Genomic DNA, 19,746 nt, shown 5'->3' on the forward strand with positions numbered 1-19,746 from the left:
TCATGAAAAACATCCTCCTCGTGCTTGCTGCTTCGGCAGCCGCCATCGTCGGCGTCGCGGCGCCGGCAGCAGCCCAGGACAAGACGAAGGTCTGCTTCGTGCACGTGGGCTCCAAGACCGACGGTGGCTGGACCCAGGCCCACGACATCGGCCGCCAGCAGCTGCAGGAGCATTTCGGCGACAAGATCGAAACGCCTTACCTCGAAAACGTTCCGGAAGGCCCGGATGCCGAGCGTGCGATCGAACGCATGGCCCGTTCTGGCTGCGCCATGGTCTTCACAACCTCCTTCGGCTTCATGGACGCGACGCTCAAGGTCGCCGAAAAGTTTCCGGACGTGAAGTTTGAACATGCGACCGGCTACAAGACCGCCGACAATGTCGCCACCTACAACTCGCGCTTCTATGAAGGCCGCTTCATCAATGGCCAGATTGCCGGAAAGATCTCGAAGACCGGCGTTGCCGGCTACATCGCCTCCTTCCCGATCCCGGAAGTCGTTGCCGGCATCAATGCCTTCCTGCACGGCGCGCGTACGGTAAACCCCGAGTTCAAGCTGAAGGTGATCTGGGTCAACACCTGGTTCGATCCGGGCAAGGAAGCTGATGCCGCCAAGGCTCTCTTCGACCAGGGCGTCGATGTGTTGACACAGCACACCGACACGACAGCCCCGATGCAGGTCGCCGAAGAGCGTGGTCTCAAGGCTTTCGGTCAGGCTTCCGACATGATCGCCGCCGGCCCGACCGCGCAGCTCAGCGCCATCGTCGACACCTGGGCGCCTTACTACATCAAGCGGACCCAGGCCGTTCTCGACGGCACCTGGACCTCCGTCCAGACCTTCGATGGCCTGAAGGACGGTATCCTGTCGATGGCGGCCTATACGAACATGCCTGACGACGTGAAGGAAATGGCCATGGATAGCGAAGCCAAGATCAAGTCGGGTGAACTCAAGCCCTTCACCGGCCCGATCAACAAGCAGGACGGTTCGGCCTGGCTGAAGGAAGGTGAGTCTGCGGATGACGGCACGATCCTCGGCATGAACTTCTATATCGAAGGTGTAGACGACAAGCTTCCGCAGTAAGCTCTGCGGTTCAGACCTGTGGAAAGGGCGCCTTTGGCGCCCTTTCTTTTAAGTGTTTCCGTGAATTGGAAAATTCTCAGATACTCACTTCACGATCTTTGCTGTTTCCTATAACAAGCCGTCCCATGATAAAGCAGGGACTGGTGACGGATGCGCAAGGATGAAGTTCGGGATCTGAGGGTCGTAACAAACCTTCGCACCAGCCATGCGCGGGTGGTGGATCAGCTCGGCCTGGCAATCGTCGGCGGGCAGTTCGAGATCGGCGAACCGCTGCCCGGCGACAGCGAGCTGGAATCCCAGTTCGACGTGTCGCGTTCCGTCTTGCGCGAGGCCATGAAGACGCTGACGGCCAAGGGCCTGGTCGTCGCGAAGTCACGTGTCGGAACGAGGGTGACCGATCGCTGCCATTGGAACCTGATCGACGAAGACGTGCTTCGCTGGCATTTCAAGGCCGGCGTGACCCGCGAGTTCATCGATTATCTCTATGACGTCCGCCTGGTCTTCGAGCCGGCCTCGGCGGCCTATGCCGCGCTGCGGGCAACGCCCGAGGACTGCGCCGAATTGCGACGCTACGCAAACCTGCTCGGCGCCAAAGACCTCGACTGGCAGAGCCAGGTGGAGGCTGACCTGCGCTTCCATGTGCTGCTGGTCCTGGCCGGTGCCAATCCCTTTCTCGAAAGCATGATCGGCTTCCTGAAGGCTGCTCTCGACGGCGCATTCACGCTGGCCTTCGACCCGAAACTCGCAGGCCGGGGCGAGACAATCATCGATACCCATCTGGCAATCGTTGATGCAATCGAGCAGAAGGATGCAGACGCCGCACGGGCTGCGACGGAGAAGGTCGTTCAGCTCGGCCGCATCACGGCCCTGAGGGCCGTCGACGCGTCCACCAATCGGACCTGACGTCGAACGCCGGTCTTGCAGCCCTGCGTCGCGGGCGTTAGTGAGAATCGCGTTTCTCATGCCCGGAGCCAACCATGACCCGCACATGCCTTGCCATCGTCCTTGCTGCCGGCGACAGCACCCGGATGAAGTCCTCGATGTCCAAGGTGCTGCACCCTGTCGGGGGACGACCGATGATTGCCCATGTTATGGGCTCGATCGCAGCCAGCGGGGTCTCGGATGTGGCTCTTGTGCTCGGGCGAGATGCCGACAGGGTCGAGGCGGCGGCAAAGATCGGCGAACTCACTCTCGAGAGCGTCCTGCAGACGGAGCGCCTCGGCACCGGCCATGCCGTTCTCATGGCCCGCGACGCAATTGCTCGCGGTTACGACGAAGTTCTCGTCGCCTATGGCGATGTACCTCTGATTACCGCCGGCCCGCTCAAGGCGGCCCGTGAAGCGCTGGCTGGTGGCGCGGATGTCGCGGTCATCGGCTTCCACACGATGAATCCGACAGGTTACGGCCGTTTGCTGGTGGACAATGGCGAGCTGATTGCAATTCGCGAGGAAAAGGACGCGACCGATGCCGAGCGCGCCATCACCTGGTGCAACAGCGGCCTCATGGCAATCAACGGCCATAAAGCGCTCGATCTCCTGAGCCGGATCGGCAACAGCAATGCCAAGGGTGAATTCTACCTGACAGACCTCGTCGAGATCGCGCGTTCCCTGGGCGGCAGGGCGGTCGCCGTCGATGCGCCCGAGAGCGAACTGACCGGCTGTAACAACCGTGCCGAGCTTGCGGCAATCGAGCGGCTCTGGCAGGAGCGCCGCCGCCACGAATTGATGGTCTCGGGCGTGACGATGATCGCGCCGGAGACCGTCTTCCTTAGCCACGACACGGTGATTGGCCAGGATGCCCTCATCGAGCCGAACGTCGTGTTCGGACCCGGTGTTACCGTCGAAGGCGGCGCTGTCATCCACGCCTTCTCGCATCTCGAAGGCGCCCATGTGTCAGCCGGCGCGAGCGTTGGACCCTTCGCCCGCCTGCGTCCCGGTGCGAACCTTGCCGAAGGCTCCAAAGTCGGCAATTTCTGCGAGGTGAAGAAGGCCGAGATTGGCCGCGGCGCCAAGGTCAACCACCTGACCTACATAGGCGATGCCATTGTGGGGGCCGAGGCCAACATCGGTGCCGGCACGATTACCTGCAACTATGATGGCGTGAACAAGCACGAGACGCGGATTGGAGCAGGGGCCTTCATCGGCTCCAATTCATCCCTCGTCGCTCCCGTCTCGATTGGAGACGGAGCACTGATCGCCTCCGGCAGCGTCATCACCAAGGATGTGCCAGCCGATGCGCTCGCCTTCGGTCGCGCACGCCAGGAGATGAAGGCTGGTCGTGCCGCAGTCATTCGCGAGCGAAACCTGGCAATCAAGGCGGCCAAGAAGGCCGGCAAGTAACGGCGTCAGACCAGACTTCACCGCTTGTTATGCTGCGTTGCATTACGAGACGAAACGCAATTTGACCTGTCGTGCGATTGCCTATTGCGGCGGAACCGCTAGGAACAGTCCGCGAGAACGATATGAAACGGAGAATTGCATGTGCGGCATCGTCGGCATCGTCGGTAACCAGCCCGTGGCGGAGCGTCTGGTCGACGCGTTGAAGCGGCTCGAGTATCGCGGCTATGATTCCGCCGGTGTCGCCACGATCAACGATGGCAAGCTCGATCGTCGCCGCGCCGAAGGCAAGCTCTTCAATCTCGAAACCAAGCTCGCGGGTGATCCGCTTGCAGGCAATATCGGGATTGCCCATACCCGCTGGGCCACCCATGGCGTGCCGAACGAAACGAACGCCCACCCCCATTTCGTCGACGGCGTCGCCGTCGTCCACAACGGCATTATCGAGAACTTCTCCGAGATCAGGGACGAATTGGCGGCCGAAGGCGCCGCCTTCACCACCCAGACCGACACGGAAGTAGTCGCCCAGTTGCTTGCCAAGTACAGGCGCCAGGATCTCGGCCGCCGCGAAGCCATGCACGAGATGCTGCGCCACGTGACGGGCGCCTATGCGCTTGCCGTTATCTTTGAGGATGATCCCTCGACGATCATGGCAGCCCGCTCCGGCCCGCCGCTTGCCATCGGCTTCGGCGATGGCGAGATGTTTCTGGGCTCCGACGCCATCGCGCTCTCGCCCTTTACCAATCGCATCTCTTATCTGCACGACGGCGACTGGGCCGTCATCGGCAAGCAGGGCGCTCACATCTTCGACATGGACGGTAACCCGGTCGATCGTCCTGTCCAGATTTCTTCGGCCAGCGCCTACATGATCGACAAGGGCAACCATCGTCACTTCATGGAGAAGGAAATCTACGAGCAGCCGGAGGTCATCTCCCACGCGCTCTCCTACTACGTGGATCTCGCCGAGCACAGGGTGCGTGATACGGCGGCTGAAATCGATTTCGCCAACCTGCGCGGTCTTGCCATCTCCGCCTGCGGCACGGCCTATCTGGCGGGCCTCGTCGGAAAATACTGGTTCGAGCGCTATGCCCGCCTGCCGGTCGAGATCGATGTCGCCTCCGAATTCCGCTATCGCGAGATGCCGCTCTCGAAGGATCAGGCCGCTCTCTTCATCTCCCAGTCTGGCGAGACCGCAGACACGCTCGCTTCCTTGCGCTACTGCCGCGACAACGGCCTGAAGATCGGTGCCGTCGTAAACGTCAAGGAATCGACGATCGCGCGCGAAGCGGATGCCGTCTTCCCAATTCTGGCAGGGCCCGAAATCGGCGTTGCATCGACCAAGGCATTTACGTGCCAGCTCGCAGTTCTTGCCTCGCTGGCGATTGCCGCCGGTCGCGCGCGTGGCACCTTGACCGAGGACGAGGAAAAACAGCTCGTGAAGAGCCTGGCCGAAATGCCGCGCATCATGAGCCAGGTGCTGAACTTGGTGCAGCCGCAGATCGAGGCGCTGTCGCGCGATCTCTCCAAGTTCAAGGACGTGCTCTATCTCGGCCGCGGCACCAGCTATCCGTTGGCGCTCGAAGGGGCACTCAAGCTCAAGGAAATCTCCTATATCCACGCAGAGGGTTATGCTGCCGGCGAACTGAAGCACGGCCCGATCGCCCTGATCGACGAGAACATGCCGGTCATCGTGATTGCACCCTTCGACCGCTTCTTCGAAAAGACCGTGTCGAACATGCAGGAAGTGGCGGCCCGTGGTGGCCGTATCATCTTCATCACCGACGACAAGGGGGCTGCCGCCTCGAAGCTGGAGACCATGGCGACAATCGTGCTGCCATCGGTGGCGGAAATCATCTCCCCCATGGTCTATTCGATCCCGATCCAGCTGCTCGCCTACCACACGGCCGTCTTCATGGGCACGGATGTCGACCAGCCGCGCAACTTGGCCAAGTCGGTCACGGTCGAGTGAATGATCTGACGGAGAGGCGACCGCCCGAATTCTTGCTCTTGCGCCGCCCTTGACGCTCCGTCATTGTCCAAGTGTTACGGCGCTGCACAATGACGGTGGGCATGAGCGAAGGTTCTGACAGGATTTCGATGGCGACGCGGCTCAGGAACAACTTCCTGACCGGCCTGATCATCTGCGCGCCTATGGCGATCACCGTCTATCTGACCTGGACTTTCATCCGCTGGGCCGACAGCTGGGTGAAGCCCTACCTTCCGGACCGCTACAATCCGGAGGCCTATCTGAAGTTTGCCGTTCCCGGCACAGGTCTGCTGATCGCCATCCTCTTCATCACGCTTGTCGGTTTTCTGGGCCGAAACCTGATCGGCCGTTCGATCGTCGCCTATAGCGAGAACATCCTCAACCGGATGCCTTTGGTGCGTACCGTCTACAAGAGCACCAAGCAGATCTTCGAGACCGTGCTGAAGGAGCAGGGCAATTCCTTCAAGAAGGTCGGCCTGATCGAATTTCCGCGCGCCGGGACCTGGGCGCTGGTTTTCGTCTCCACAGACGCCAAGGGCGAGATTGCCGCCAGGCTCAACCAGGACGGCGATGAAATGGTCGCCGTCTTCCTCGCGCCGACGCCAGTCCCGACCGCCGGCTTCCTGATGTTCGTGCCGCGCAGCAAGTTGATGCTCCTCGACATGAGCCCGGAGGAGGGGGTGAAGCTGTTGATCTCGGCTGGACTGGTGACGCCGGACTACAAGCCCACGGCATCCGATGTCATGGCTGCGTTCCAGGATCTTGACGCGGAAAATCCGGTCGAGCCGCCCAAGCGCGCCGGCCGCTCCTGAACACGTCTTGCGTCACCCTGCATGCAGGAAGCGGATCGCCTCGTCGCGGCGGTGCAGATAGAGCAGCGTCCTGACGGCCTCTCCGCGCTCCGAGGTCAGCTCCGGATCACGATCCAGAAGGTAGGCCGCATCCTTGCGGGCGATTTCCAGCAGGTCGCCATGGTGTTCGAGGCTGGCGATCTTGAAGCCTGGCGTTCCTGACTGGCGGGTTCCCAGCAACTCACCTTCGCCACGCAGCTTCAGATCCTCCTCGGCGATCAGAAAGCCGTCTTCCGAATCGCGCAGGATCGACAGCCGCGCCTTGCCGGTTTCGCCAAGCGGGCCCTTGTAGAGAAGAATGCAGCTCGACGCTTCGTCGCCACGCCCGACACGGCCGCGCAACTGGTGCAACTGGGCGAGCCCGAAACGCTCCGCATGTTCGATCACCATGATCGTCGCATCGGGCACATCGACGCCAACCTCGACCACCGTGGTGGCGACCAGCAACCGAGTCTCGCCATTCTTGAAGGCGAGCATGGCGGCATCTTTTTCCGGCCCGCTCATCCGCCCGTGCACGAGGCCGATCGGGGACTTGATGAACTGCGCCAGCACCGCGTGTCGCTCCTCCGCCGACATCAGTTCGCTGTCTTCCGTTTCCTCGACCAGCGGGCAGATCCAATAGGCCTTCTTGCCCTCGGCAATGGCGGAACGCAGTCGTTCGATGACATCGGGCACCCGTTCGGTCGGCACGGTCACCGTCTGGATCGGCTTGCGACCCGCTGGCTTCTCCGTGAGCTTGGAGACGTCCATATCGCCGAAGGCGGCCAACACCAGCGTGCGGGGGATCGGTGTGGCCGTCATGACCAGCATATGCGGGGAAATCCCCTTGGAGGTCAGCCTCAGCCGCTGATGCACGCCGAAACGATGCTGCTCGTCGACCACGGCGAGCGTCAGGTTTTTGTAGATGACGGCATCCTGGAACAATGCATGTGTCCCGATGACGATCTGCGCCTCGCCTGAGGCAATGCGCTCGAGGATCGCCTCGCGTTCCTTGCCCTTGGTTCGCCCCGTGAGAACATCGATTTTCAGGTCAGCCGGTGCGCCGAGCTTGGCGAGCGTCGCATGATGCTGCCGCGCCAGAATTTCCGTCGGCGCCATCAGCACGGCTTGCCCGCCGGCTTCCACCGCGGCGGCCATGGCAAACAGCGCAACGAGCGTCTTGCCGGCGCCGACGTCGCCCTGAACCAGCCGAAGCATGCGCTGGTCCGTTGCCATGTCCTTCAGGATGTCCTCGATCGCGGCAACCTGGCTATTGGTCGGTTTAAAGGGCAGGGCGGCGCGGATCTTGCCGCTCAATTCACCTGTTGGCCTGATCGGCACGCCCGGCACACGCCGGAGTTTCTGTCGGACCAGGGCAAGCGACACCTGGCCAGCGAGGAATTCGTCATAGGCGAGACGGCGGCGGGCAGGGGCCTGCGGGTCGATGTCCTTCTCGTCGCGCGGATTGTGGAGAGCCACGAGGCTGTCGCGTACGCTGGCAAATCCCTGTTTGGCCGCGAGCGTCGCATCGACCCATTCGGCAAGATCCGGCATCTTCTCGACTGCGGATTCGACAGCCTTGCGCAACACCTTCGGGCCAAGCCCCGCCGTCAGCGGATAGACCGGTTCGACCAGCGGCAGGTTCTCCGCCTCGCTCGCCTTTACCATGAGGTCTGGGTGAACCATGGATGGCCGGCCGTTGAACCAGTCGACCTTGCCGGAAACCATCACGATTTCGTCGACCGGCAGCGCCTTTTCCAGCCAGTTCCCCTTGACCCGGAAGAAGGTGAGGGCCAGTTCCCCAGTCTCGTCATGCAGGAAGATCCGGTAGGGCATGTTGTTCTTGCCCGGTGGCGGCGGTTGGTGGCGGTCAACCCGGCCGGTGATGGTCACCAGCGAGCCCTGGCTCGCATGGGCGATGCCGGGTTGGTGACGCCGGTCGATCAGCCGGTGTGGCGCGAGGAAGAGCAGGTCAACGACCCGCGCATCATCCGCGTCCTCGCGCCCGAGCAGGGTTGCGAGAAGCTGGGCGAGCTTGGGACCAACTCCGCTGAGCGAAGCCACGGAGGCAAAGAGGGGATCGAGAAGGTGGGAACGCATGATGGGGGCAAAATGCCTCGCAATATGCCGGTTTGGCAAGCTGACAATTGCCGGCTGCTGCTCTATAGAGGCGCAGGAATTGGAAGGATGCCAAGATGACTGGACTGGTGAAAAGCAGTGCCGACCTCGATCCGCGCCGTCGGCGCATCCTGTTCCGCTGCTGGCATCGCGGCATCCGGGAAATGGACCTGATGCTTGGCCAGTTCTGCGAGGCCCATATCGCGGAGCTTTCCGATGCGGATCTCGACGAGCTTGAGCGCATCATGGCAGAGGAGGACAACGACCTCGTCCGCTACATCACCGGCGCTGATCCAGTTCCCGCCCATCTCCAGACGCCCCTGTTCGAACGCATTGCCGCCCTCCGGCCGGATTTCTCACCGGTCACGGGCGAAGAAACCGCTGCAAAGTAACCGATTATGTCTCTGATCGATGTGAAGCGGATTGTCGCTGCGCAATCCGCCCTGACGCTCTCCCATGTGCCCGACGGCATGGATGCCTTCATCCTGGCTGAACTCGCGCGCGAGGGAAAGCCCGTGGCCTATGTCGTCTCCGACGGCCAGCGGCTGCAAAACATCGAACAGACGCTGAGCTTCGCAGCCCCCGACATCCCGGTTCTGAGCCTGCCGGCCTGGGACTGCCTGCCATACGACCGTGTGTCACCCTCGGCAGACGTCTCGGCGCGCCGCCTCTCGGCCCTGTCGGGCCTGATTGCGCTCAGCCACAAGTCCCATCCGGCAATCATTCTGGTGACCGTCAATGCGATGCTGCAGAAGCTGGCACCGGCTGAGACCATCGAAAGCCTGGGCTTTTCGGCCCGTCCCGGCAACCAGCTGCGCATGGACGACATCGCCGCCCGCCTGGAGCGCAACGGTTTCGACCGCGTCGCGACCGTGCGCGAAGTCGGCGAATTCGCCGTGCGTGGTGGTATCCTCGACGTCTTCGTGCCTGGCTCGGAAGAGCCAGTACGCCTCGACTTCTTCGGCGATACGCTCGAAAGCATCCGTTCCTTCGATCCGGCGAACCAGCGTACCATCGGTCAGGTCCGCTCCCTCGACCTGAACCCGATGAGCGAAGTCACGCTGACGCCTGAGACGATCAGCCGGTTCCGCAAGAACTATCTGTCGCTGTTCGGCGCGGCCACGCGCGACGACGCGCTTTATGCCGCCGTCTCCGAAGGCCGTCGCTATGCCGGCATGGAGCATTGGTTGCCGCTCTTCCACGACAGGCTGGAAAGCGTCTTCGACTATATCAAAGGCTTCCGTCTGGTCACCGACCATACGGTACGTGAGGCAGCCGAGGAACGCGCCAAGCTGATCCGTGACTATTACGAAGCGCGTCTGAATTCGGCGACCCCCGGCAAGGGCCATCTCGCCCAGGGCACGCCCTACAAGCCGGTGCCGCCGGAGCGCCTCTATCTCGGATCGGCTGAATTCGGCGCCAGTCTCGACGCCTTCGACCCGATTCGCATCACCCCCTTTGCCGAACACGGCGGCGAGAGCCGTATCGTCATTGAGGTGAAGGCCCGTCCGACCCCGCGTTGGGCAAAGTCCGCCAATGAGGCGAGCGAAGAAGGCAACCGAGCCAACGTCTTCGGCCAGGCCGTTACCTATATCGCCGACAAGCGCGCAGCCGGCGCCAGGGTCATCGTGTCAGGTTGGTCTGAAGGATCGCTCGATCGCCTGCTGCAGGTGCTGAACGAACATGGCCTGGAAAGGCTCGTGCCTGTCGCTGCCCTCAAGGATGTCGACAAGCTCAAGAAGGGCGAGGCGGGGACCGCAGTCCTGAGCCTCGAAGGTGGTTTCGAGACGACCGATCTCGTCATCATCGGCGAGCAGGACATTCTCGGCGATCGCATGGTCCGCCGCTCCAAGCGCCGCAAGCGCGCCGCCGATTTCATCTCGGAAGTGGCAGGCATCGACGAGGGCTCTGTTGTCGTGCATGCCGAACACGGCATCGGCCGCTTCGTCGGCCTGCGCACGATCGAAGCAGCCGGCGCACCGCATGCCTGCCTCGAACTGCGCTACGCCGACGACGCCAAGCTCTTCCTGCCGGTCGAAAACATCGACCTCCTCTCGCGTTACGGCGGCGAGGCGACGGAAGTGCAGCTCGACAAGCTCGGTGGCGGCGCCTGGCAGATGCGCAAGGCAAAGCTCAAGAAGCGCCTGCTCGACATGGCCGGTGCGCTGATCCGTATCGCTGCCGAGCGCATGACCCGAACTGCGCCAGTGCTGACCACCCAGGAAGGACTCTACGACGAATTCGCCGCCCGTTTCCCCTATGACGAGACGGAAGACCAGGAAACCGCGATCGAATCCGTCCGCTCCGACCTCGGCGCCGGTCGCCCGATGGACCGCCTGGTCTGCGGCGACGTCGGCTTCGGCAAGACGGAAGTGGCGCTTCGCGCTGCCTTCATTGCCGCCATGAACGGCATCCAGGTGGCCGTGGTCGTACCGACAACGCTGCTGGCCCGCCAGCACTTCAAGACCTTCTCCGAACGTTTCCGTGGCCTGCCGATCCGCATCCAGCAAGCCTCGCGCCTCGTCGGTACCAAGGAACTGAATCTCGTCAAGAAGGAAGTAGCTGACGGCAAGACCGACATCGTCGTCGGCACGCATGCGCTGCTCGGCACCGGCGTCAACTTCGCCAATCTCGGCCTCCTCATCATCGACGAGGAGCAGCATTTCGGCGTCAAGCACAAGGAACGGCTGAAGGAGCTGAAGTCAGACGTGCACGTCCTGACCCTGTCCGCTACCCCGATCCCGCGCACCCTGCAGCTTGCCATGACCGGTGTGCGCGAACTGTCGCTCATTACCACGCCGCCGGTCGACCGCATGGCGGTCCGCACCTTCATCTCGCCTTTCGATCCGCTCGTGATCCGCGAAACCCTGATGCGCGAGCATTATCGCGGTGGCCAGAGCTTCTATGTCTGCCCGCGCCTCTCCGATCTCGCGGACGTCAAGAGCTTTCTCGATGAGAATGTGCCGGAGCTGAAGGTCGCCATCGCCCATGGCCAGATGGCAGCGGGCGAACTTGAAGACATCATGAACGCCTTCTACGATGGCCGCTACGACGTGCTGCTGTCGACGACCATCGTCGAATCCGGCCTCGATGTGCCCACGGCCAATACGCTGATCGTGCACCGCGCCGACATGTTCGGTCTCGCCCAGCTCTATCAGATCCGTGGCCGCGTCGGCCGCTCCAAGGTGCGCGCCTTCGCGCTGCTCACGCTCCCGGTCAACAAGGTGCTCACCACGGGCGCCGAACGTCGCCTGAAGGTCCTGCAGTCGCTCGACACGCTCGGTGCCGGCTTCCAGCTCGCAAGCCACGACCTCGATATCCGCGGCGCGGGCAATCTCTTGGGCGAGGAACAGTCCGGCCATATCAAGGAAGTCGGTTTCGAGCTCTACCAGCAGATGCTGGAAGAGGCCGTCGCCGAGGTGAAGGGCGTCGACGAGATCCACGACACCGGCTGGTCTCCGCAGATCCAGGTCGGCACGTCAGTCATGATCCCGGACGACTATGTGCCCGATCTGCACCTCCGGCTCGGCCTCTATCGTCGCCTCGGCGAGATCACCGAACTGAACGAGATCGACGCCTTCGGCGCCGAGATGATCGACCGTTTCGGCCCGATGCCGGTCGAGGTCCAGCACCTGTTGAAGGTCGTCTATATCAAGGCGCTTTGCCGCAAGGCCAATGTCGAGAAGCTGGAAGCAGGCCCCAAGGGCGTCGTCGTCCAGTTCCGTGGCAAGCAATTCCCCAATCCGGCAGCGCTGGTCGGCTACATCGCCAAGCAGGGAACGATGGCGAAGATCAGGCCTGACCACTCGGTATTCCTCACCCGTGACCTGCCGACACCGGAAAAGCGGCTGTCGGGAGCGGCTGTGGTGATGACGCAGCTGGCGGAGCTGGCGAAGGCGGGTTGAGGCGCGCAGCCTCGCCTGAACCGCTTGGTTATCAGGTGTCCCCTTGGTCCGGCTTGATCGCCAGCGCTGCATCCGACTTGCCGGCCACCGGCGGCGGGAGCGGCGTGTCGCGCTTGCGCTCGCGGATCAGCGTCAGGAGACCTGAGCCGACGATCAGCACGATGCCGAGGCCCATCGGCCAGTCGACCTTGTCTCCGAAGACGAGATAGCCGAGCAGAATCGCCCAGAGCATCTGGCTGTACTGGATCGGCCCGACAATCGGGGCGGGGGCATAAAACGAGGCCAGCATCATGAAGATATTGCCAATGGCTGCCAGAAGGCCGAAGGCGGCCAGCAATATCAGGTCATGGCCGCCGGGCGCCTGGAAGTCCGGTAGCGAGAAGACGGCGCAGATGATCACGCTGCCGAGGAGGCCGGCGCCATAGAGCGAGATGTTCTTCTCCTGCGGTCCCATGGCCCGGAAGATGATGATCGTGACGGCGCCGGCAAAGCCCGAGACCAGCGCTGCCAGATGTCCCACCTGCAACTCACGGAAGCCCGGTCTCAAGACCACGAGCACGCCAAGGAAGCCGATCAGGACGGCTGCCCAGCGTTTCATGCCCACCTCTTCCTTGAGGAAGATCACCGACATGATCGTCGCAAAGCTCGGCAGCAGGAAGATCAGGCAGAAGGCCTCGGCCATCGAAAGCTGGGTAAAGGCAATGATGCTGCCGACCGTTCCGACCGCAGAGCAGACGAAGCGCAGGCCCCAGAGCGGCCAGTTCGTGCTGCGCACCAGATCCGTATAGCGGTCGCCCCGCTTCATCAGGAAGGGGATGGCAACGAAGCCGAACAGGCTGCCGATGAAGCCGGCCTCGAAGGCCGGCACGCGCCCCTCCACCAGTTTCACGGCACCATCACTGAAGGAATAGGCGGCAAAGCAGATAAAGGCGAAAAGGACGCCCTTGAAGGTGGTGTCGGCGGACAAGGTGATAATCCCGGGGAGGAGGTAACCTCACCGGGATACGAGTGTTCGCGCTAACCGTCAATTCAGATTGCGCAGGGCCTCGGCCTTCGCCTTGGCGATTTCGCGCAAGGCATTGGCGAGTTCCGCCGGCGGCTGGGCGCCGCTCACGGCATATTGTTGGTCGAAGATGAAGAACGGCACGCCGTTGACGCCCATCTGCTTGGCCGCTTCCACCTCGGACAGAACGTGGCTCACGTCGGCATCGCCTGACAGCAGCGATTCGATCACGGGGCGTGACAACCCTGCATCTGCTGCAATGTCGAGCAGCACATTGGGATCGCCGATATTGCGGCCTTGTTCGAAATTCGCCTTGAACAGCAGATCGACGACGCGAGTCTGCGTCTCGCGGCTTTCCTGTCCGGCCCAGTGGATCAGCCGGTGCGCGTCGAGCGTGTTCGGCCCGACCTTGATTGCGTCGAAATCGAAATCGATGCCGACCTCGGCGCCGAGCGACTTCAGATGCGCATGCGCCTGGTCCATCTTGTCCTTGCCGCCGAGCTTCTTGGCGAGCGCGACCTGCTGGTCGACACCTTCGGGCGGAAAATCGGGATTGAGCTGATATGGGCGCCAGTTGATGTCGACACTGACCTCGTCCTGCACTTCGGCAATTGCGAGCTCCAGCCGGGCCTTGCCGAGATAGCACCAGGGGCAGACCACGTCGGATACGAGGTCGATGGTGATGCGGTCCATGAGGGTGTCCTTTCCTGGCAGAGATATGCCTGTCACTTAAAGCAATGCAGGCCGGAGACAAGCTCCGGCCCGAAAACACAGCGTCAAACGCGTGAGGTTTACTGGGCGCGCGCGTCGAACCAGGTCGGGCGCTGATAGCCGTAGAGAGGAGCCGCCTCCGGTCGCCCGATATGCTTCCAGCGGGCCACCCACTGCTCACCGATATGATAGAGCGGCACGACGTAATGTCCGGCAACGAGCAGCCGGTCATAGGCACGCACGGCTGCCTGGAAGTCGGCGGGGTCGCGGGCCTGCAGCAGAGCCTCCATCATCCGGTCGATATCGGGATCGGCAACGCCGGCATAGTTGAAGCTGCCCTGCGCGTCCCTCGACACCGAACCCCAGCGGTTGACCTGCTCTGCGCCCGGCGACAGCGAAGAGGTATAGGCCTTGATGATCATGTCGTAGTCGAAGCTGTTTGAGCGCGCCTGATACTGGGCGTCGTCGACGGTGCGGATCGCCATGTCGACGCCGATCAGCTTCAGCGTGCGCTGGAAGGCCAGCGCCATTTTCTCCTGGCCCTCGTTCTGCGTCATTACTTCAAAGGCAAGCTGGTTGCCGCTGGCATCCAGCATCTTGCCACCCTGGATCTTGTAGCCCGCCTCGCCAAACAGCTTTACGGCCTTGCCAAGCGCCTTGCGGTCACCGCCCGAACCGTCGGTCGCCGACTGGGTATAGGTCCCCGCAAGGATTTCAGGCGGCAGGGCGTCCTTGGTCGCGCCCAGCAGAGCCAGTTCCCTGTCGTCGGCGGCATTGCCATAGGCGCCGAGCGCCGAGTTTTGCCAGTAGCTTTGGGTGCGGGTGAAGACGCCGCCATAGAGCGTCTTGTTCAGCCATTCGAAGTCGAAGGCCGTATTGATCGCCTCGCGCACCTTCACATCGGCGAAAGCCGGCCGGCGTGTGTTGAAGACGAAGCCCAGCATGCCTGCCGGCAGGCCCGGCTTGAAGGCTTCCTTCACCACATCGCCATTTTGCGCGGCCGGGAAGTCATAGGCCCGCTGCCAGTGATTGGCGTCACCATCCGGGTAGATGTCGATATCACCCTTCTTGAAGGCCTCGAACAGAGTGGCTTCCTGAAGGAAATAGGTGACCGTGATCTCGTCGTAGTTGTCGAAGCCGACCTTCGATGGCAGGTCCTTGCCCCAGTAATCGGGGTCGCGCGCCCAGGTGACCTTCTCGCCGGGCTTCAGATCCTTGATTTTGTAAGGACCCGAACCGACGGGGATGGCGAGCCCGCCCTGATCGAAGGTGGCAGGATCGATCGCATGCTTGGGGAGGATAGGCGTGGCAGAAGCGAAGATGAGAGGGGTCTCGCGGTTCGCCTTCTCGTTGAAGGTGAATTTCACCCCGTGCTCGCCGACTTTCTCCATCTTGTCGACCGCAGTCAGTCGCCCATTGAAAGGCGGGCGCCCCTTGTCGCGCAAGAGTTCGAAGGTGAAGATCACATCATCCGGGGTGACCGGCTTGCCGTCATGCCACCTGGACTGCGGATTGATGTTGAACTGCACGTAGCTGCGGTCCGCATCCCACTCCACGCTCTCGGCAAGCAAGCCGTAGAGGGTGAAGGGCTCGTCGGCTGAACGCGTCATCAGCGGTTCGTAGAGCAGATTGCCGAATTCGGGATCCCAGACGCCGCGTGCCGTGGTCCGCATCCCCTTGAGGACGAAGGGGTTCAGGGCGTCGAAAGTGCCAACAACGCCGTAGTTCACCTTGCCGCCCTTTTTCACATCCGGCTTCACATAGGGAAAGTGTGTGTAGTCGGAGGAGAGGGCTGGTTCGCCATGCATTGCGATCCCGTGCACGGGCTCCGCTTGGGCCGCGGTCGCAAGTGGCAGCAGGCAAAGGCTGAATAAGAGACGGCGCAAGGTCATGGTCCTCCCCGGTGTGGAATCTGCAAATCGCGCGGACGCTATCACAATCACCATAAAACCAACACAAGCCGGTGGGATTTAGGCGACGTGAGTCGATCCGGCGTCAAAGAAACGCTGGATATTCCGGCCGCCACAATGTAACAGGTGAGCCGGAGCGCCGGGTCATGTATTTGCCTCATTTGAACGACAGGTGAGGGCACACGACCGGTGAATGACGCGGCAGAAAAGTCCGCGCGACAGGGGTTTTCAGGAGACGGAATACGTATGATGTTCAAACTTAGCAACGCAACGCGGACGGCTGTGTCTGCACTCGCATTGTCCTTCGCTGCCACCGCCATGCCGGTTGTCGCGCAGGCTCAGGAAGCCGCAGCTCCCTCCGAGGCGAAGTGGTTCAAGACCTGCGCCAAGCAGGAAGAATCTGACGTCTGCGTCGTCCAGAACCAGCTTGTTGCCGCCAATGGCCAGCTGATCACGGCCGTTGGCCTGATCACGGTCGAAGGCAAGGTCAACCGCAAGCTGCTCCAGGTGACGGTTCCCTCGGCGCGTCTGATCCCGCCCGGCGTCCTGATGCAGATCGATGGCGCCAAGGGCACCAAGCTCGACTACGCCGTCTGCCTGCCGGATCGTTGCACCGCCGAAATTCCGCTGACGGATGCGATCGTCGACAGCCTGAAGAAGGGTGGCGAGGTCGTATTCACCTCGATCAACTTCCGCCGCGCGCCGAACCCGATCAAGATTCCGCTCTCCGGCTTTACCGGCGCCTACGATGGCGAGGCCATGTCCCAGTCGCAGGCCGAAGAGCGCCAGCGCCTCCTGCAGGAAGCCATGCAGAAGAAGCAGGAAGAGCGCAACAAGGCAATTACAGATGCCCAGAACGCTGCCAAGCAGGGCAACTGAACCGCTTCGGTTCTGAAGTGACAAAGAAAAGCCCGCGTCGTTCTCGACGCGGGCTTTTCTGTTTGGACTGGATGTGAACCGTCAGTGCGCGAAGTTCATCTTGGGCTTGTACTGGCCGCTCTGCTGCGGTTCGAAGATCTGCTGGATCTGCGGATTGCGCAGCGGCTCCTGGCTCTGATCGCGTTCGAGGTTCTGCTCGGACACATAGGCCACATATTCCGTCTCGGCGTTTTCCGCGAGCAGATGATAGAAGGGCTGATCCTTGTGCGGCCGCACTTCGGCCGGGATCGCATTCCACCATTCCTCGGAATTCGCAAACTCCGGATCAACATCGAAGATCACGCCGCGGAACGGAAAAACCCGGTGCCGTACGACATCCCCGATACCAAATTTAGCGCTTCGTTGTTTCATGGCTTGACTTCCTTTCCCTTCCATATTTGGGAAGAAAGCCCGGCGAAATCAAGGGATGGTGTGTAACGTCATTTCCACCTGCGATACCTAGCCTGTTTTGCGTCCTGGTGCGGTCGCCAGAATGAGGCCGCCGGTCACCAGCACGATCCCCACCGCATGATAAGCCTCGAACCGTTCTGCGAGGAAGACGACCGCCATCAGGATCGACACCGGTGGCATAAGATAGAGCGTCATGCCGGCAATGCCCGGACCGAAGACCTGCACCGCGTGCTGGAAACAGTAAAAGGCGGCGATCGAGGCGAACAGGATGATCCCGGCGAGCTTGGCGAACTCCATGCCCGTGTCGGGCAGGGGGCCGCCCATTGCAATCTCGACCAGCCCCGGCGGGATGAGGACGATCGAGCCCGAGAGCGCCAGCAAGGCAAACAGCGGCAATGGCGGCATGGCGCGTACCGAAGGACGTCGCAGAAGCAGCGAATAGGCGGCAAAGGCAATCGCCGCAACGAGGATCGCGAGGTCGCCAATATTGAAACTCAGTTGCAGCAGTGCTTCGGGATGCCCCTTCAGCACGATGGCGACGACACCGGCAAAGGCGATCACCATGCCCGAAACTTCCAGCCGCGTGATCGCACGGCTCTGGAACAGCCACTGGAATACGATGATGAACAGCGACGAGGTCGTGTAGATCAGCGTCGCGTTGGAGGCCGTCGTCAGCGTCAGCGCCCAATAGACGACACCACCGCATATGCCCATGCCGAGAATGCCGAGCGTCAGCCAGAGAGCCGTATGGTGGCGGACGAAATTGAGGCAGGCCTGCCGCTCCTGCCAGAGGAAGGGCGACATCAGGAGCGCCGCACCCACCCAGCGCAGAAGCGCTGTCGCGAACGGGCCAACTTCGCCGGAGATGCCCCGGCCGAAGATCAGGTTCGACGAGAAGAAGACCGGCGCCAGCAGGAAGAGCAGCCAGTCGTGGAGGCGCGGACCGGAAGAATGGGGAAGAGGTGGCATGGGAGATCGCTTGTCGCGGAGGAATATCTCTACGAGAGCTAGCGCGGCAGACCTCCTGGCGAAAGCGCTTTTTCAGCGAAACGGTTCCGTCCGCAACGAAAAACGCCGGCGGAAATCTCCGCCGGCGTCTTGTACGGGCTGCGCGGTCGATCAGACCGAGTAGTACATGTCGTATTCGACCGGGTGCGGGGTCATTTCATAGCGCATGACTTCCTGCATCTTGAGCTCGATGAAGCTGTCGATCTGGTCGTCGTCGAAGACGCCGCCGGCGGTCAGGAACTTGCGATCCTTGTCGAGGCTTTCCAGCGCTTCGCGCAGGGAACCGCAGACGGTCGGGATCTTCTTCAGTTCCTTCGGCGGCAAGTCATACAGATCCTTGTCCATGGCCTTGCCCGGATGGATCTTGTTCTTGATACCGTCGAGGCCGGCCATCAGCATCGCGGCAAAGGCGAGGTAGGGGTTTGCAGTCGGATCCGGGAAGCGGACTTCGACGCGCTTGGCCTTCGGGTTGGAGCCGAAGGGAATGCGGCACGATGCCGAACGGTTGCGCGCCGAATAGGCGAGCAGGACCGGCGCTTCATAACCCGGAACCAGACGCTTGTAGGAATTGGTCGACGGGTTGGTGAAGGCGTTGATCGCCTTGGCGTGCTTGATGATGCCGCCGATGAAGAAGAGGCAGCTTTCCGACAGGCCGGCATATTCGTCGCCAGCGAAGGTCGGCTTGCCGTCCTTCCAGATCGACATGTGCACATGCATGCCCGAGCCGTTGTCGCCGAAGATCGGCTTCGGCATGAAGGTTGCGGTCTTGCCATAAGCATTGGCAACCTGATGCACGACATATTTGTAGATCTGCATCTTGTCGGCATTGCGCACCAGCGCGTCGAACTTGATGCCGAGCTCGTGCTGGGCAGCAGCCACTTCATGGTGGTGCTTTTCAACGACGACACCCATTTCGCCAAGGACCGTCAGCATTTCGGAACGCATGTCCTGCAGGCTGTCGATCGGCGGAACCGGGAAATAGCCGCCCTTGACGCGCGGACGGTGGCCAAGGTTGCCGGTCTCGTAGTCCGTGTCGTCGTTCGACGGCAGTTCGGTCGAGTCGAGCTTGAAGCCGGTATTGTACGGATCGGCCTTGTACTTGACGTCGTCGAAGACGAAGAATTCGGCTTCCGGGCCCACGAAGACGGTGTCACCGATGCCGGATGCCTTCAGATAGGCCTCGGCTTTCTTGGCGGTGCCGCGCGGATCGCGGTTGTAGGCTTCGCCGGAGACCGGATCAAGGATGTCGCAAAGGATGACCATCGTCGACTGGGCGAAGAAGGGGTCCATGTGTACGGTGGCCGGATCCGGCATGAGCACCATGTCGGATTCGTTGATGGCCTTCCAGCCGGCGATCGAGGAGCCGTCGAACATGACGCCGTCGGCGAACATGTCTTCGTCGACGCAGGCAATGTCCATCGTGACGTGCTGCAGCTTGCCCTTCGGATCGGTGAAGCGCAGGTCGACGAACTTGACGTCGTTGTCCTTGATCTGTTTCAGAATATCGTTTGCGGTCGTCATATTTTTTTCTTC

The 19,746-nt window shown here is 61.8% G+C and carries 15 protein-coding genes; 8 read left to right on the forward strand and 7 right to left on the reverse strand.

The genetic code is table 11. The annotated features are described in order from the left end of the window. Nucleotides 1–2 precede the first annotated feature (2 nt). From LJE98_RS12010 to LJE98_RS12030, 5 genes are all read left to right on the forward strand, one after another. Nucleotides 3–1,076 (forward strand): BMP family ABC transporter substrate-binding protein, encoded by a 1,074-nt coding sequence (locus LJE98_RS12010; RefSeq protein ID WP_229575456.1) that lies wholly within the window; start codon nucleotides 3–5, stop codon nucleotides 1,074–1,076. 150 nt (nucleotides 1,077–1,226) lie between these two features. Continuing rightward, a complete protein-coding gene (locus tag LJE98_RS12015; protein WP_229575457.1) occupies nucleotides 1,227–1,979 on the forward strand; it encodes a FadR/GntR family transcriptional regulator in 753 nt (250 codons plus the stop codon). Between the two features lie 74 nt (nucleotides 1,980–2,053). Then, complete coding sequence (gene glmU / locus LJE98_RS12020; RefSeq protein ID WP_229575458.1) at nucleotides 2,054–3,415, forward strand: bifunctional UDP-N-acetylglucosamine diphosphorylase/glucosamine-1-phosphate N-acetyltransferase GlmU; 1,362 nt, start codon at nucleotides 2,054–2,056, stop codon at nucleotides 3,413–3,415. A gap of 139 nt (nucleotides 3,416–3,554) precedes the next feature. Further along, a complete protein-coding gene (gene glmS, locus LJE98_RS12025) occupies nucleotides 3,555–5,381 on the forward strand; it encodes a glutamine--fructose-6-phosphate transaminase (isomerizing) (RefSeq protein ID WP_229575459.1) in 1,827 nt (608 codons plus the stop codon). Between the two features lie 101 nt (nucleotides 5,382–5,482). Continuing rightward, complete coding sequence (locus tag LJE98_RS12030) at nucleotides 5,483–6,211, forward strand: DUF502 domain-containing protein (RefSeq protein ID WP_229575460.1); 729 nt, start codon at nucleotides 5,483–5,485, stop codon at nucleotides 6,209–6,211. Nucleotides 6,212–6,223: 12 nt separating this feature from the next. Here LJE98_RS12030 and recG read toward each other — a convergent pair whose 3' ends face one another. Then, nucleotides 6,224–8,329: an ATP-dependent DNA helicase RecG gene (gene recG / locus LJE98_RS12035; RefSeq protein WP_229575461.1), complete on the reverse strand. Its 2,106-nt coding sequence runs from the start codon at nucleotides 8,327–8,329 to the stop codon at nucleotides 6,224–6,226. A gap of 95 nt (nucleotides 8,330–8,424) precedes the next feature. Between recG and LJE98_RS12040 the strand changes: the two genes are divergently transcribed. Then, nucleotides 8,425–8,739: a succinate dehydrogenase assembly factor 2 gene (locus LJE98_RS12040; RefSeq protein WP_229575462.1), complete on the forward strand. Its 315-nt coding sequence runs from the start codon at nucleotides 8,425–8,427 to the stop codon at nucleotides 8,737–8,739. A gap of 6 nt (nucleotides 8,740–8,745) precedes the next feature. Beyond that, nucleotides 8,746–12,252 carry a transcription-repair coupling factor gene (gene mfd / locus LJE98_RS12045; RefSeq protein WP_229575463.1) on the forward strand — a complete coding sequence of 1,169 codons (3,507 nt, stop codon included), beginning with the start codon at nucleotides 8,746–8,748 and terminating at the stop codon, nucleotides 12,250–12,252. Between the two features lie 31 nt (nucleotides 12,253–12,283). Here mfd and LJE98_RS12050 read toward each other — a convergent pair whose 3' ends face one another. The 3 genes from LJE98_RS12050 to LJE98_RS12060 all read right to left on the reverse strand — a co-directional run bounded on the left by LJE98_RS12050 (nucleotide 12,284) and on the right by LJE98_RS12060 (nucleotide 15,858). Then, the gene (locus tag LJE98_RS12050) at nucleotides 12,284–13,219 is read right to left on the reverse strand and encodes a DMT family transporter (RefSeq protein ID WP_229575464.1); all 936 of its coding nucleotides are present in this window, start codon (nucleotides 13,217–13,219) and stop codon (nucleotides 12,284–12,286) included. A 57-nt stretch (nucleotides 13,220–13,276) separates the two neighbouring features. Further along, on the reverse strand, nucleotides 13,277–13,948 hold the full coding sequence (locus LJE98_RS12055; RefSeq protein WP_229575465.1) for a DsbA family oxidoreductase: 672 nt from the start codon (nucleotides 13,946–13,948) through the stop codon (nucleotides 13,277–13,279). 98 nt (nucleotides 13,949–14,046) lie between these two features. Continuing rightward, a complete protein-coding gene (locus LJE98_RS12060) occupies nucleotides 14,047–15,858 on the reverse strand; it encodes an extracellular solute-binding protein (protein WP_229575466.1) in 1,812 nt (603 codons plus the stop codon). A 264-nt stretch (nucleotides 15,859–16,122) separates the two neighbouring features. On the opposite strand from LJE98_RS12060, the gene LJE98_RS12065 reads away from it, so the two are divergent. Continuing rightward, complete coding sequence (locus tag LJE98_RS12065; RefSeq protein WP_229575467.1) at nucleotides 16,123–16,755, forward strand: invasion associated locus B family protein; 633 nt, start codon at nucleotides 16,123–16,125, stop codon at nucleotides 16,753–16,755. 81 nt (nucleotides 16,756–16,836) lie between these two features. Here the strand turns inward: LJE98_RS12065 and hspQ are convergent, their stop codons facing one another. The 3 genes from hspQ to glnA all read right to left on the reverse strand — a co-directional run bounded on the left by hspQ (nucleotide 16,837) and on the right by glnA (nucleotide 19,734). Continuing rightward, nucleotides 16,837–17,166, reverse strand: a complete 330-nt coding sequence (gene hspQ / locus LJE98_RS12070) for a heat shock protein HspQ (RefSeq protein ID WP_229575468.1) — start codon at nucleotides 17,164–17,166, stop codon at nucleotides 16,837–16,839. Between the two features lie 87 nt (nucleotides 17,167–17,253). Next, the gene (locus LJE98_RS12075) at nucleotides 17,254–18,174 is read right to left on the reverse strand and encodes a DMT family transporter (protein WP_229575469.1); all 921 of its coding nucleotides are present in this window, start codon (nucleotides 18,172–18,174) and stop codon (nucleotides 17,254–17,256) included. Nucleotides 18,175–18,324: 150 nt separating this feature from the next. Next, nucleotides 18,325–19,734, reverse strand: coding sequence for a type I glutamate--ammonia ligase (glnA, locus tag LJE98_RS12080; RefSeq protein WP_229575470.1), 1,410 nt, complete (start codon nucleotides 19,732–19,734; stop codon nucleotides 18,325–18,327). Nucleotides 19,735–19,746 lie beyond the last annotated feature (12 nt).

The organism is Rhizobium sp. 'Codium 1' (assembly GCF_020889605.1).
In the GTDB taxonomy this organism is placed as follows: domain Bacteria; phylum Pseudomonadota; class Alphaproteobacteria; order Rhizobiales; family Rhizobiaceae; genus Allorhizobium; species Allorhizobium algae.